The 14,783-nt window shown below is 36.5% G+C and carries 16 protein-coding genes; 4 read left to right on the top strand and 12 right to left on the bottom strand.

The annotated features are described in order from the left end of the window. Positions 1-9: 9 nt before the first annotated feature. The 7 genes from pstA (ACXYMZ_RS01265) to ACXYMZ_RS01235 all read right to left on the bottom strand — a co-directional run bounded on the left by pstA (ACXYMZ_RS01265) (position 10) and on the right by ACXYMZ_RS01235 (position 7,130). Positions 10-879, bottom strand: coding sequence for a phosphate ABC transporter permease PstA (gene pstA / locus ACXYMZ_RS01265; protein ID WP_458946535.1), 870 nt, complete (start codon positions 877-879; stop codon positions 10-12). A gap of 3 nt (positions 880-882) precedes the next feature. After that, positions 883-1,800 carry a phosphate ABC transporter permease subunit PstC gene (gene pstC, locus ACXYMZ_RS01260; RefSeq protein WP_458946534.1) on the bottom strand — a complete coding sequence of 306 codons (918 nt, stop codon included), beginning with the start codon at positions 1,798-1,800 and terminating at the stop codon, positions 883-885. Positions 1,801-1,931: 131 nt separating this feature from the next. Next, entirely contained in the window at positions 1,932-2,828 is an 897-nt protein-coding gene (locus ACXYMZ_RS01255) for a phosphate ABC transporter substrate-binding protein (RefSeq protein WP_458946533.1), read from the bottom strand. Positions 2,829-3,336: 508 nt separating this feature from the next. After that, positions 3,337-4,176 carry a phosphate ABC transporter ATP-binding protein PstB gene (gene pstB, locus ACXYMZ_RS01250; protein ID WP_458946532.1) on the bottom strand — a complete coding sequence of 280 codons (840 nt, stop codon included), beginning with the start codon at positions 4,174-4,176 and terminating at the stop codon, positions 3,337-3,339. Between the two features lie 50 nt (positions 4,177-4,226). After that, on the bottom strand, positions 4,227-5,111 hold the full coding sequence (pstA, locus tag ACXYMZ_RS01245; protein ID WP_458946531.1) for a phosphate ABC transporter permease PstA: 885 nt from the start codon (positions 5,109-5,111) through the stop codon (positions 4,227-4,229). A 2-nt stretch (positions 5,112-5,113) separates the two neighbouring features. Further along, positions 5,114-6,055: a phosphate ABC transporter permease subunit PstC gene (gene pstC / locus ACXYMZ_RS01240; protein ID WP_458946530.1), complete on the bottom strand. Its 942-nt coding sequence runs from the start codon at positions 6,053-6,055 to the stop codon at positions 5,114-5,116. Between the two features lie 133 nt (positions 6,056-6,188). After that, a complete protein-coding gene (locus ACXYMZ_RS01235) occupies positions 6,189-7,130 on the bottom strand; it encodes a PstS family phosphate ABC transporter substrate-binding protein (protein WP_458946529.1) in 942 nt (313 codons plus the stop codon). A gap of 282 nt (positions 7,131-7,412) precedes the next feature. Here ACXYMZ_RS01235 and ACXYMZ_RS01230 point away from each other — a divergent pair, with 282 nt between their 5' ends. Next, the gene (locus ACXYMZ_RS01230; RefSeq protein ID WP_458946528.1) at positions 7,413-8,204 is read left to right on the top strand and encodes an N-acetylmuramoyl-L-alanine amidase; all 792 of its coding nucleotides are present in this window, start codon (positions 7,413-7,415) and stop codon (positions 8,202-8,204) included. 152 nt (positions 8,205-8,356) lie between these two features. After that, positions 8,357-9,010, top strand: coding sequence for a lysoplasmalogenase (locus ACXYMZ_RS01225; RefSeq protein ID WP_458946527.1), 654 nt, complete (start codon positions 8,357-8,359; stop codon positions 9,008-9,010). Positions 9,011-9,252: 242 nt separating this feature from the next. Here the strand turns inward: ACXYMZ_RS01225 and ACXYMZ_RS01220 are convergent, their stop codons facing one another. The 5 genes from ACXYMZ_RS01220 to ACXYMZ_RS01200 form a co-directional block, all read right to left on the bottom strand. Continuing rightward, positions 9,253-9,816 carry an NADPH-dependent FMN reductase gene (locus ACXYMZ_RS01220; protein WP_458946526.1) on the bottom strand — a complete coding sequence of 188 codons (564 nt, stop codon included), beginning with the start codon at positions 9,814-9,816 and terminating at the stop codon, positions 9,253-9,255. 143 nt (positions 9,817-9,959) lie between these two features. Continuing rightward, the gene (alr, locus tag ACXYMZ_RS01215) at positions 9,960-11,084 is read right to left on the bottom strand and encodes an alanine racemase (RefSeq protein ID WP_458946525.1); all 1,125 of its coding nucleotides are present in this window, start codon (positions 11,082-11,084) and stop codon (positions 9,960-9,962) included. An 81-nt stretch (positions 11,085-11,165) separates the two neighbouring features. After that, positions 11,166-11,471: a hypothetical protein gene (locus ACXYMZ_RS01210; RefSeq protein ID WP_458946524.1), complete on the bottom strand. Its 306-nt coding sequence runs from the start codon at positions 11,469-11,471 to the stop codon at positions 11,166-11,168. Positions 11,472-11,477: 6 nt separating this feature from the next. Further along, positions 11,478-11,888, bottom strand: coding sequence for a Spx/MgsR family RNA polymerase-binding regulatory protein (locus tag ACXYMZ_RS01205; RefSeq protein WP_458946523.1), 411 nt, complete (start codon positions 11,886-11,888; stop codon positions 11,478-11,480). Between the two features lie 52 nt (positions 11,889-11,940). Beyond that, positions 11,941-12,552 carry a TetR/AcrR family transcriptional regulator gene (locus tag ACXYMZ_RS01200; RefSeq protein ID WP_458946522.1) on the bottom strand — a complete coding sequence of 204 codons (612 nt, stop codon included), beginning with the start codon at positions 12,550-12,552 and terminating at the stop codon, positions 11,941-11,943. A 328-nt stretch (positions 12,553-12,880) separates the two neighbouring features. On the opposite strand from ACXYMZ_RS01200, the gene ACXYMZ_RS01195 reads away from it, so the two are divergent. Both ACXYMZ_RS01195 and ACXYMZ_RS01190 read left to right on the top strand, forming a co-directional pair. Next, on the top strand, positions 12,881-13,990 hold the full coding sequence (locus tag ACXYMZ_RS01195; protein ID WP_458946521.1) for an ABC transporter ATP-binding protein: 1,110 nt from the start codon (positions 12,881-12,883) through the stop codon (positions 13,988-13,990). Then, the gene (locus ACXYMZ_RS01190) at positions 13,980-14,783 is read left to right on the top strand and encodes an ABC transporter permease (protein ID WP_458946520.1); all 804 of its coding nucleotides are present in this window, start codon (positions 13,980-13,982) and stop codon (positions 14,781-14,783) included. The genes ACXYMZ_RS01195 and ACXYMZ_RS01190 overlap by 11 nt, the downstream gene beginning before the upstream one ends.

Below are 14,783 nucleotides of genomic sequence, written 5' to 3'. Positions count from 1 at the left end.
TACTGCTACTTACGCAGAAAATCTTCTAACTAATAATTTAAAGAGACCTGTAGCAGCAAAGTTAATGATTAAAATAAGAACGATTAGTACAGCTCCTGCACCAAATGCCATTTCCGTATTTCCTGTTTCCATTGCTACCAAGTATAAATGTAGTGCAAGTGTACGAGCACCATCAAAGACGGATGTAGCTAGTAACAAACTTCCACCTAATGTTAATAGAAAGGCTGCTGTTTCCCCGATAACACGTCCAATTGATAAAATAATACTTGTTGTTATACCAGGTATTGCTAAAGGAAGAACAACTTTTTTAATGGTATACCATCTTGTTGTACCAAGTGCGAGACTTCCTTCTTTTAAATTACCTGGAACACTTCGAAGTGCCTCTTCAGAAGCTCGAATGATGATAGGTAAAATCATAACTACACCTGTTAACGCCCCCGACAGAATTGACCAACCACCTGTATAATCTCCCAAAATAATTACGAAGAAGATAAAACCGAACATCCCATGAATAATGGATGGAATTGCTGCTAATAATTCTGTTGCAAAACGAATAATACTTTTAAACGGACCATCTGCCATGTATTCATTTAAATAGATTGCTGTACCTACTCCAATGGGAGCTGCAATTAGAATAACTAGTCCTACTAAATAAACAGTCCCTACAATCGCTGGAAAAATACCACCTTCTTGCCCCATACTACGAGGGGATTCAAGGAGGAATTCCATGCTAATGACGGAGAGCCCTTGACTCATGACATAAAAAACAATTGCGAAGAGGATCAGCACTGTAAATGCTGTCGCTAAACTTAATAGAATGAAGGCAAGCATTTGATCTCTTTTCACTTTTATTAAGTGATTTGGTTTTATTTCAAACATGAATTATGCCCCCTTCCTTCTAAGTACTAGCGTAATTGAGTTAATAACAATGATGAATAGGAATAGGATAATTCCCGTTGCAAATAATGCTTGACGATGTTCAGGACCTGCATAACCCATTTCTAATGCGATATTACCTGTCATTGTACGAATTGGGGCGAAAATTCCTTCCCAACCGGCATGTGGAATTTGAACTGAGTTCCCCACAACCATGATGATGGCCATTGTTTCTCCAATCGCTCGACCAATTCCAAGAACAACCGCTGCAATTACACCAGATTTAGCAGCAGGAACTACTACTCGAAAGATTGTTTGCCATTTTGTTGCACCCAAAGCTAATGCAGCTTCTTTATATTCAATCGGCACTGCTCGAATCGAGTCTGCTGAAATGGAAATAATCGTTGGTAGAACCATAATCGTCAAAATAAGTGCCCCAGCTAAAACAGAATAACCAGTCTGATAACCAGCTGGAAGATAATCAGCCAAAGGCCCTCTAGCAACTCGACGTATCAAATCTATCATGACCACCATACCAAAGAGTCCGATAACAACTGACGGAATTCCCTCCATTAACTGGATTGCTGGTTTAATTGCACGTGCTACTTTAGGAGGTGCAATTTCTACTAAATATACAGCAACAGCAACTCCAAGTGGCGCACCAATTACTATCGCTAATATCGTTGCTAAAATGGAGCCTACAATCATCGGAAAAATGCCATATACTTGGCCCGAAGGATTCCATGTCGTTCCAAATATAAAATCTGTAATGCCATAATCAATCATGAAAGGCAATCCTTCTTTAAAAATAAAAAATGCTATTAGACCTAAAGAAATAATAGAGGTCAAAGCCATTATTAAAAGAACTACTTTAACAATGCTCTCTTCTATATTACTTTTATTATTTCTTTCTTTTTGAAACATCAATTTGACCACCTCATGATCGATTCGGAATTTTAAGTGTGTACCATATGTAAAGAACAGGGCAGTTTAATGCCACCCTGTTCTATTTAATGCTTTACTTCTGAAATTAACTTTTTTGCTAGTTTGCTAGATTAGTTAACAGGAATAAATCCATTTTCTGAAACAACTGCTTGACCATCTTCACTTAGAATGAAATCAAGGAATGCTTGTGCTAATTCGTTTAATCCTGCTTCTTCATTAACTGCATAGTTGAATGGTCTAGATACTGTATAGTCTCCAGCTTGGATATTTTCTTCCGTTGGCTCAAATCCATCAACTGCAAGTCCTTTAACTGAATCAGACATAGATCCTGTTGAAGCATAACCAATTGCATTTGGATCATTTGCTACAGCTTCAAGTACTCCACCAGTTGAGTTATGAATTAGTGCAGATGCTACTAGCTCATTGTCTCCAAGTACAATATCAGTGAAAGCACCTCTTGTACCTGAACCATCTTCACGACTTACTACTACGATATCAAGATCATCTCCACCAACCTCAGACCAGTTAGTGATTTCGCCTGCGAAGATTTTCGTTACATCTTCTAAAGAAATATCTTCTAATGTATTATCAGGGTGTGCAATGATTGCAATCCCATCAAGAGCAATTACATAGTTTTCAATACCAGTTTCATCTTCTCTAATTTCACGAGATACTGCACCAAAGTCTGCTGCGTTTTCTTGAGCTGCAGTTACACCAGCACCAGAACCACCACCAGCAACCTCTAATCTTGTTTCAGGGTGAATTTCCATGAAAGCAGCTGCTAGTTCTTCAGATAAAGGTTGAACTGAAGTTGAACCAGCCATTGTGATTGTTCCTTCTAAACTTGAAGATTCGCTTTCCTCAGAATCTCCGTTATCAGACGCTTCTTCACTAGCGTTGTTTTCTTCTGTTGTTTCTTCTTCTGCATCGCTATCTCCACATGCTGCAAGTAAAGTTACAAGCATAAATAATGCTGCCATGACTAAAAGTAAATGTTTCTTTTTCATTTGTAATTTTCCCCTCTCAACTTTAACAATTTATTTTTTCCTACAAGACCAAGTATAGTTGATGAAGTTGAAGTTACAGTTAAGGGATTGTTAACTATTGTTGAGAGATTGTAAGGAAATATTTACATTCGCTCTTTGATACCTTACAAAGGCTTTAGTATCAGTTGTTTGCTTGGTTTTTCATAATTAAAAGAAATCGCAATTAGTTTGATTTAAAACGCTGTTTACTGTTGTTTTGAGGAAATACCCGCTTCGGAAATATACTGCGCTTTCCGCGGGTGGCTGGTGAGCCTCCTCATTCGCAAGCGAATTGCGGGGTCTCACCGTTGCCTTGCTTCCCGCAGGAGTCTCCGTATATTTCCGAAGCTTAATTTACACTTCTAATTTTTTAATGAATCAAATCTCAATAATAAGTATTAACATAGCCTAAAGTAAAGAATGTCTTAAAGAATAGAAAAAGAGGCCTCCACCAAGTTGCTTACTTGATGAAGACCTCTTTTTATTCTTCTTATCCAAAGCGTCCGGAGATGTAATCTTCTGTACGGCTGTCGTTTGGGTTTGTAAATAATTTATCTGTTTCGGTAAACTCAATAACTTCTCCACTTAGGAAGAAGGCAGTTTTATTAGATATACGTGCTGCTTGTTGCATATTATGTGTCACCATAATAATGGAGTAGTCCTGTTGTAGTTCTTGGACAAGCTCTTCAATTCTTAATGTTGATTTTGGATCAAGTGCTGAAGTAGGCTCGTCCATTAGGATTACATCTGGCTCAATTGCTAGACAGCGTGCAATACATAGACGCTGTTGCTGACCACCTGATAAACCATAAGCATTTTCATTTAAGCGATCTTTTACTTCATCCCAAATGGATGCACCACGAAGACTCTTTTCAACAACCTCATCAAGAATTTTCTTATTTTTGATTCCGTGTATTTTCGGGCCGTACGCAATATTTTCATAAATGGATTTCGGGAATGGGTTGGGCTTTTGAAAAACCATCCCTACCTTCGTTCTTAAATCCTCTACTTGAAAACTTTTATCGAGTATATTTTTTCCTTTATACTTGATTTCACCTGTCGTTCGTACACCAGGAACCATTTCTACCATTCTATTTAATGTTTTTAGGTAAGTTGACTTCCCACAACCTGAAGGACCGATAATGGCAGTTACTTCTTTTTCATTAATTGCTAAATTAATATCCTTCAAAGCATGTGTGTCTGTATACCAGAGGTTAAGGTTGTTCGTTTCAAATACAGCCTTTTTGTCCCCTGTCGATTGTTCCTGCGTATTTTGCAAATTTGTATATAATTTAACAGTAATCTGACTTTTATCTGATTGAGCACTCATTGTATTCTCTCCTTAACTCATGAATATTCATTAGTTTTTTTTAAAATCTTTTAGAATCTGTGCTGGAATTTGTTACGGATGAATATTGCAACAGAATTCAGTAAGAATAATAGTATTAATAGAACAATAATCGTAGCAGCTGCAAGGTATGCATATTCAGCAACTAATGATGCGTCGATCGTCCAGTAGTAAATCTGCATTGGTAATGCAGTAAATGTATCAAAAATGCTACCTGGGAACGGTAGTAATAATGCAGGAATCCCTAGAACTGTTAAAGGCGCGGTCTCACCGATTGCACGTGATAGAGCTAATATCGCACCAGTTAAAATCCCTGGTAATGCTGCAGGTAAGATAATTTTCTTAACCGTTTGCCATTTTGTTGCACCCATTCCATAGCTTGCTTCACTTAAAAATCCTGGAACAGCACGGATTGCTTCTTGGGATGCCACGATGACGATTGGTAATACGAGTAAGGATAAAGTTAATCCGCCAGCTATAACAGCATTTCCGAAGTCCATTGCTCGAACAAATATCGTTAAACCTAGTAAACCATATACTATAGAAGGAACACCAGCCAAGTTGGATATATTTGTCGCAATTAAGCCTTGGAATTTGCCTCGTTTCGCATAAAGTTCAAGATAGACCGCTGTACCAATCCCAATAATCATTGTTACTGGAATTACTACAAGCATTAACCATGAAGTTCCTAAGATGGCACCCATGATCCCTGCACGCTCTGGTAAATAGGATTGATGGCTCGTTAAGAAATCCCAATTTATCCAAGCTATCCCTTGTTCAAGTACGCGGTAGATAAGAATCGCGAGAACAACTAAACCAAATAATGTAGCTAATAGAAAAATACTTTTAAATATTTTATTGTTACGTACTCTTGCATTCATTCTTTTATGGACAATTGTTTCATCAATATATTTCATAATTAGTATTCCTCCCTAAACTTGCGAGAGACATATCTTGCTAATATATTCATTAGTAATGTAAAAATAAATAATGTTGCTGCTACAGCATATAGACTGTAGTAAAGGGTTGAAGCTGCCGGAGCATCTCCACTAGCTACTTCAACGATATAAGCAGTCATTGTCTGCATCGATTCTGTAATATCAAAGCTAAAGTTCTTTGAGCTACCACTAGCAATTGTTACAATCATTGTTTCACCAATCGCACGAGAAATTCCAAGTACAAAAGAAGAGATAATTCCTGATAACGCAGCCGGCATAACTACTTTGAAAGTAGTTTCAAGCTTTGTAGCACCAAGTGCAAGTGCTCCTTCTCTCATTGAGTTTGGAACAGCTGTCATTGCATCTTCAGATAGAGATGCAATCATTGGGATAATCATGACCCCCATTACAATACCTGGACTTAAAATGTTCGTTGCTGCTACTTCTGGAAAAATAGAGCGAATGACTGGCGTTACAAAAGTAAAAGCAAAGAACCCGTAGACAATTGTTGGAATCCCAGCAAGAATCTCTAACATAGGTTTAAGAATGCGACGTACACGATCTGATGCATATTCACTCAGATATATTGCAGACATAAGTCCAATTGGTCCTGCAACGAACATCGCGATTACAGATGAGATAATGGTTCCGTTAATCAAAGGTAAGACACCGAATTGCGGATTTTCACTCATTGGTCGTAATACGGTACCCGTAAAGAAATCCCATATCGGTACACGTCTAAAGAATTCAAATGCTTCACTAAATAATGTAAATATAATTCCAATTGTTGTTAGGAGTGAAACAGATGCTATTAATAAAAGTATGGTAGGTATAAATTTTTCTGTTAGATTAGAGAGATTTTTCTTTTGTTTCTTTTCTGCAATTATTTCTCTAATATTTACAGGATCGTTTTTTGCCGCCATTTGGTCATCTCCTCCCAGAGATACATCTCAATTTTATTCAAAAAACTATGTTAGAACTTTTTAACAATTCTATCATAATTCACAACAAGATGAGAGCATATCAATGCCCTCATCTTACTCGAACGATTATTATTTAATTATTTTTTAGTGCTTCTAATTCTTCTATAAATGCAGCAGCTTCTTCTTCAGGAATTGGCGCAAAACCTGCTTCACCAGCAAATTCTCTTCCATATTCCATCACATAGATTGCATAGTCTAACACTTGTTCTTTTTCAGCTGCTTGCTTCATGTTTAAATACGTAAACACTGGACGTGTAAAGTCTGCATAATCTCCATTTTCCGCGATGGTATCTAATGTTGGTTCAACTGGACCGTTACCAAAATCAACATGTACTGCTTGTAGTTTGTCCTGGTTGTTTACATAGTAACCATATCCAAAGAATCCGATAGAGTTAATATCTTCTGCAATTAAAGTAACTAAAGTTGAATATTGCTGTTGTAAGTTTACATCCGCACTTAAATCCTGTTTTTCTAAAATACTTTCATAGAAAAATTCGTATGTACCATGGTTTTCATTAGGGCCATACGTTTGAATTTCCTCTGTTGGCCAATCCGCATTAAGATCAGACCATGTATCATATTTCCCTAAGAAAATATCGACAATTTGTTCAGATGTTAATTCATTTGCCCACGTATTTTCAGGGTGGACAACTACTGTTAGTCCATCAAGTGCAACTTTTAATTCTTTTATTTCAAAGCCAAGTTCTTCAGCTCTTGCCGCTTCTTCTTCTTTTATTTGACGAGACGCATTATTAAGGTCTGTCCCATCCTCTACTAAAAATCTTTCGAAACCAGCACTTGTACCCGCACGACTAACCTCAACTGATACGCCAATTTCTTTATTCAACATGTATTCTTCAGCAAGGATTTGCATTAAAGGAAAAACGGTACCAGATCCGTCGACTACAACATTCCCGCTATAACCGTCTTCTGAAACGCCTTCTGTGCCACATGCTGCTAATGGAATTATAATTAATCCGGAGATAAGGAGTATAAGTATATTTTTTAACTTCATTATCGTTTGTCCTCTCCAATTGATGTATATAAATAATTCATTAAGTTTCTTGCCAACAGTTCCATTTTAACCACGAATTATGAAGAAAGTATTAGCCCAATGTAAAGTTTATGTAAAGTTTTTAGATATAAGGTTTATTGTTTGTGAAAGAAATAAAAATATACTCCCTTATCTCTGTATAAAGCCATATATCTACATACTTCCTTCATACCCCATTTTCTAGTTACTAATCGATTATAAAGTTGAGAATCATCTATTTATAGAGGAAGGAGGTAAAAAAAGTTGAAAATCTATTTGGACCCTGGGCATGGAGGTAGTGACCCGGGTGCAGTTGGTAATGGTCTGCAGGAAAAAGAAGTGGTACTTGATATAGCAAAACGAATAGAAAATCTATTGCAAGGCTACTCAAATACCTCTGTCAAAATGAGTCGAACAAGCGATGTTTCAAAAAGTTTAAGCGAACGAACAAATGAAGCAAATCGTTGGGGAGCTAATATTTATTTATCGATTCATTGCAATGCGTTTAATGGAAAGGTTCGCGGGTATGAAGATTTTATTTATAATCGACTTGATAAAAATGCAGTTTCAAAAGACTATCAAACAGCAATTCATCATTCTGTAAGTAAGCAGATTAATATACCAAACCGTGGGATGAAGCAAGCAAATTTTCATGTACTCCGCAAATCCACCATGCCAGCGATTCTTACAGAAAACGGATTTATCGATCATCCTTTAGATGCTGCGTTAATGAAGCAAAGTTCTTGGAGGGAAAGCGTTGCTACAGCTCATGTGGAAGGCCTCGTGAAGATATTCAATTTAAAAAGAAAAAATACTGCACTAGGAGAGTATTCGGTTATTGCAGGATCGTTTCAAAGTCGTACGAATGCAGAAAGTAGATCTTTACTGCTTGAAGCAACTGGGTTCCCTTCGAAAATTCTTCAGGCAAATGTAAAAGGAAATGCAGTCTTTCGCGTGCAATCGGGAAGATATCCAAGCAGTAACGCAGCGAAAGACCAAGTAAGAAAATTACAAGCTAAAGGGATACAAAGCTTTATACTGAAAGGTGAAAATTAAAAATGCAACCTGCTCCATTTAAATCGAGCAGGTTGCATTTTTTTATCGATCACCCATTTATCCTTGCTGAATTACCATAAATTGTTTACGATGCATATAAAGCTCCTACTATTGAATAATTATTAATAGCCACAAATAAGGAGGAAACAATCTTGGCACTCTATCGTTTACCACTTATGATTCTTACAACAGGTCTACTTTATATTTTTATCGTTCCAGATGAACCTTTCTTATTCAAACTCTTCTTTAAACTGCTTCCAATGGGGATCATTATATATTATGCCTATACCTTGCTCCCTAAAGAAAAAAATAAAACCCACTGGCTAATCTTAGCTGGGTTAATTTTTTCTACAGTTGGAGATGGAACTTTGCATTGGTTTCTTATTGGCTTAAGTGCATTTTTTATTGGGCATGTTTTTTATGTCATTGGATTTTTTACAAGAGCGAAGTTTACTAAATGGAGAATAGCTGCCACCTTACCAATTGGTATTTACGGGATTGTGTACGGCATGCAGTTGATTCCTGCTCTCTCGGAAAATGGTAATGAAGCTTTTACCATACCAGTAACTGCTTATATCATTATCATTTCCCTGATGCTGTGGTCTGCAGTGTTAACAGGTAATCTCTATGCCGGGCTGGGTAGTTTGTTGTTTGTAATCTCTGACTCCATTCTTGCTTGGAATATGTTCGTTGCTTCTGTAGGCACATTGCAGCCGTTAATCATGATTTGCTATTACGGAGGACAATTCCTAATCGCCACAAGCCTTTACTCGATTGCAGATAAAAATAGACGTATTGTTTGGTAGAAGTGTAACTATAATTAGGTAAGTTTTTAAAAAAATAATGAGCAAAATTCAGCGAAGGGGAAAAATGTACGAAGACTCCTGCGGGAGGAAAGGCAACGGTGAGACCCCGCAAGTCGCTTGCGACTGAGGAGGCTCACCAGCCGCCCGCGGAAAGCGAAGTACATTTTTCCCCGGAGCGAAATCATGCTCATTACACAAAAAAGATGTTCTACCGCAAATGGTAGAACATCTTTTTAATTTAATTATTTTCTTAAAGGTTGTAAAGCGCCACTCCAAGCAATAACTTGGTCTAGCATTTGGTTTGCATTATCTGCATGGTAATCAGCAGGCTTGAATACAGAGAAGTCCTCAAAGTCTGCCATTAATGAGAATGTAACTGCAGTTCTAACGTCAGCCACTTGTAACTCTCCAAAGATTAGGCGAAGGTTCTCATGTGCACGAGTTCCACCTAAGCTACCATATCCAACAAATCCAGCAGCCTTGTTAGCTACCTCTGGTTTTAGGTAATCAAGTGCGTTCTTAAGTGCTCCACCTACTGCATGGTTATACTCTGGTGCAACAATGATGTAACCATCAAATGATGCAATTTTATCAGACCATGCTTTGATTGTTGTGTTAGCTTTTTCTTGCTCAGCTTCTTCTAAAGCTTCACCAAGTAATGGTAATCTATATTCAGCCAGATCCACTAGCTCATATTCAACTTCTTGATCTTTACGGTTGTTAGCAAAGTCTAACATCCAGTTAGCAACTTGCTCTCCGTTACGTCCTTGTCTTACACTACCTAAAATAATACCGATTTTTAACAAAATAAATTCCTCCTGCTATGTCTATGTGTTTTTATTCTTAATTCAGTTTAAATCAATTAATTATAATATACCATGATTAGATTTAATGCGCAAACTTTAAGTCACTAACTTACTAATGAATAGTTATTGTTTTATTTTGAATCTTATATATATACCCTGGGGACCCGTTTTCCAATAAGACAAACAATCTCATAATGAATCGTATCTAATAGTTCTGCTACTTCATCAAGTGATATATGTCCTTCTCTTGGTTCACCAAAAACGACAACTTCACTCTCTTTGGAAATATCTTCTACCTTTGTTACATCAATCATCGACAGATCCATACAAACTCTGCCAACAATTGGCACACGTTGTGCGTTAATCGACATCTCCCCACGGTTAGATAAACGTCTCGATAGTCCATCTGCATAGCCAATCGGTAAAGTTGCAATCATTGCTCGAGATGATGATTTATAAGTGGCACCGTAGCTAATCGACTGTTCTTTTTCAACCTGTCTAATTAGTACTGGTTTTGTTTTTAATGTCATTGCTTGGGTGAGCTTAATTTTCTCACGCATTGAATCTGCTGGATAAAGTCCATACATACTGATTCCCACTCGACACATATCTAAATGCATTTCAGGGAAAGCGACAGTCGCAGCGCTATTACAACAATGCTTGATTGCGAAACGGAAATTTTTTTCCTCTAAGTAGGATACGATAGATAAAAAGCGCTTATATTGCTCCTGTGTAAAAGTAGTATCTAGCTCATCTGCTGTCGCAAAATGTGTATAGATTCCTTCGACTTCAATTGTGTTTTTAGGAATGCTTTTTAATAATTCTAAAGCATCTTCTCTTGTAGTAACTCCAAGTCTTGTCATACCTGTATCAATTTTCAAATGGATTTTTGTCGTTTTTTGAAGTTCTTTTGTAGCTTTTACAAGTTCCTTAATTACGTCTTCACTATATACAGTAAGGGTTATATCATTTTCAATTGCTCTTTTTACAACTTCAGGTTTTGTATAGCCTAGAACTAAAATAGAAGCGGTAATTCCTGCTTCTCTTAACGCAATTGCTTCATCGAGCAAGGCTACAGCTAAATAATCTGCACCTGCTTTAAGTGCTTCTTTTGCAACTTCGACAGCTCCGTGACCATAACCATCAGCTTTTACTACGGCCATCATTTTACTATTTTTATTAATATATTGTTTAAATGCTCGGACATTTTGGTTGATTGCGCTTAATGATATCTCAGCCCATGTATCACGGAAACTAGTTGACTTCATTTTTTTGACTCCTTTACTGAACGATTAACTTATTTTATCATTCCCAAAATAGAAATCAAATCAAAAAAAGGCAAGCAATGATTAAATCTGCTTACCTTTTTGGCTATTCTTGTAATCTTTAAAGATATTCACGAATGCTTCTGGCGATACTTTAACGATATAAGAAAATACTCCTCTATTTGTATGTAGATAAAGGAATCCACCCTCTTTTCCGATAAAACGATAAGAAATATCAATTACTTGTTCAATAGGAAACTCTCGATATTTCGTGACGACTCTATCTTCATACAAGAACATCGTTCGTTCTTGTTCCGTATCCACCTGCTTCAGACTATCTACCTCTCTTACAACCTTCACATATGGTTGCTGTGCTAGTAACTCTGTCATCACCGTTTACCCCTCAGCAAGTTGCAGATGATTAAGTCTCCATTGTAACCACTGATTTTCACGCGTTTTACGTGGAAGAAATTGGCGGATATCTTCTTCATGATATCCAACTTGTAAGCGTTTATCGTCAACCATAATCGGGCTTCTTAATAAACGTGGATGCTTATGAATAAGCTCTAAAAGCTCTTGTAGCGGAAGTGCTTCAATATCAAGGTTTAAATCTTTGTAAATTTTAGAACGCGTTGAGATAATTTCGTCCGTACCATCAACTGTCATTCTAAGAATACCTTGTAGTTCACTTACTGTAAGTGGATGCTTTAGAATATTTCTTTCCACATAATGAATCGTTTGCTTGTTAAACCACTGTTTGGCTTTCCTCGTCGACGAACATGCAGCACCGTATATTGTAACTGTCATTTATCATACCCCACTTTAATTTTTTTGATCTTTCATTTACTTACATTCTGCTTTATTTTGCTAAGCCTTTTTTCAATAACTTCATTTCAAATTTAAAATTACTAATCGCTTCATCATCTGTTAATTCCTTCGTAAACTTCTCCACGAAATTGCGAAAAGCAACTGCCGATATAATATGGATAACATGTGTTAGCTCTTTTTCAGAATCAATATTTAGTAAATCCTGATTAATAAGTTTCGTTAGTTCCTTGATTCCATCCTGCTTTACATGTCCTTCAATGATCTCATTAAAAATCGTTTCAATCTGATGCGTCACATTAAGTAGCGCATTGCGAAAGAAATTATATTCCTTTTCATCCGGTAATTCGATTAACAATTCATAGTAGAAAGCTGTAATCGCTTCAAAAAGATCTCCTTCATGATTCTGAAGATGGTTCTTAAACGCCGCGTTTCTCCTTGTTGCTTGTTCATGTAAAATATAAAAGTAAGCATCCTCTTTATCTTCAAAATACTGATAAAAGCTACCACGTGAAATTCCTGCAGCCTTAACGATATTAGCAATTGACGCTTCATATAATGGAACTCTTGAAAATTCCAATTCAGCAGCTTTCATTAAGGAATGTCGCTTTTTCTCTGGCAGATTAAAAAATGTAGCTTTCGGCATTCCCTTCCCCCCATTCTACCAGAAGGTGACACGGTGTCATAACTTATAATTACATACTAGATGACACCGTGTCATTTGTCAACGAAATTATGTAGATTACTTACTTTTTACATATTTGTTCCACAACTGAATTGCTCTACTTTAAGTGTTTCCTAATTTTATAATTATAAACTTTTATTTCCCCTGAGATTAGTGGAATTACACTATCAATCAAGCACCTTTTACAGGAATATTTTATACTAAAAAATATTTTTAAAAAGTGATTCTTTTTTAAATAAATTAATGTATAATATTCTGGAATCTGACAACGTATTTAAAGGAGAACGCAATGGAAAATGCTTCGATAATTCAGTTTAAAAATGTTACAAAACAATTTGATGACGATACGGTTGTATTAGATCAAGTGAGCTTCGAAATCGAAAGAGGAAAGTTTTATACACTACTCGGACCTTCTGGCTGCGGAAAAACAACGATCCTCCGTTTAATTGCAGGATTCACCGAGGCAACAAGCGGTGATATTTATTTTGATGGAAAGAAAATTAACCACTTACCTGCAAATAGAAGACAAGTAAACACGGTATTTCAAGATTATGCCCTATTTCCTCATTTAAATGTATTTGAGAATGTTGCTTTTGGCTTACGAATTAAGAAAATGAAAAAAACTGAAATTGATAAAAAAGTAAAAGAAGCGCTTAGCTTTGTAAATCTTACTGGCTACGAGGAAAGAGAACTTGATGAAATGTCAGGCGGACAAAAACAGCGTGTCGCAATTGCACGTGCGATTGTTAATGAGCCTAAGGTGATTCTTTTAGATGAACCATTATCAGCTTTAGATTTAAAGCTTCGTACACAAATGCAATATGAATTGAGAGAACTCCAACGAAGACTGGGTATTACTTTTATTTTCGTTACCCATGATCAAGAAGAAGCACTCGCTATGTCTGATGAAATTTTTGTTATTAATAAAGGAAGAATTCAACAGAGTGGAACGCCGATTGATATATATGATGAGCCGATTAATCGCTTTGTTGCAGACTTTATTGGTGAGTCAAATATTGTAAAAGGTACGATGCTTGAAGACTTTCTCGTAGAATTTGCTGGAGAGAAGTTTGTTTGTGTTGACCAAGGAATAAATCCAAATGAGCCTGTTGAAGTTGTTATTCGGCCTGAGGATTTAGAAATTACACAGACTGGAAAAGGAAAACTTGAAGTGACCGTGCTTTCTCAGTTATTCCGCGGGGTTCATTATGAAATTAATTGTCGTGACCAAGCTGGGAACGAGTGGTTAGTTCATACAACGAAAAAAGCACAGATTGGCGAGAAAATCGGTCTGGATTTTGAACCAGAAGCTATACATGTTATGCGTTTCGGCGAATCAGAAGAAGATTTCGATCGCAGATTAGATTCCTACTCTGAGGATATGGCTGATGAGCAGTAAGTTGATGCGTAATTTATATATGGTCCCTTATTATATTTGGATTGTTTTATTTGTTATCGCACCGATTGGACTTATTTTATATTATTCTTTTTTTGATATTCACGGAAATCTTTCCCTTATTAATTATGAACGATTTTTCACGACGGTTTATTTGCAACTGACTCTAAGCTCTTTTTGGTATGCATTTCTCATTACATTAATTTCATTACTTATTGCATACCCAACAGCTTATATTTTAACAAAAACAAAGCATAAGCATCTTTGGTTACTACTTATTATTGTTCCATCATGGATTAATTTATTATTAAAGGCCTATGCGTTTATCGGTATTTTTGGGGCGTATGGAGCAGCGAATAATTTCTTAGAGTTTATTGGAATTGGCTCCAGACAACTTTTATTTACAGATTTTAGTTTTATTTTTGTAGCTGTTTATATTTTTATTCCGTTTATGATTCTACCAATCTTTAATTCATTGAATAGTATGAGTCCTGCTCTACTCGATGCAGCAAATGATTTAGGTGCATCAAAATGGATGAGCTTTAGACGCGTTATTTTCCCTTTAACATTGGACGGGGTAAAAACGGGTTGTCAAATCGTTTTCATTCCAGCACTTTCCTTATTCATGATTACAAGATTAATTGCTGGAAACCGCGTCATTACACTTGGAACAGCAATTGAGCAGCATTTCCTTGTTACACAAGACTGGGGAATGGGTGCGACAATTGCAGTATTTTTAATTTTAATCATGTTTGGGATTATCCGATTAACTGGCTTTAGAAAGCGAGGTGCATAA

Source organism: Oceanobacillus sp. CAU 1775 (genome assembly GCF_054482815.1).
The sequence above is the reverse complement of the archived record's forward strand: the minus strand, read 5'-3'. Positions and strand labels throughout refer to the sequence as shown.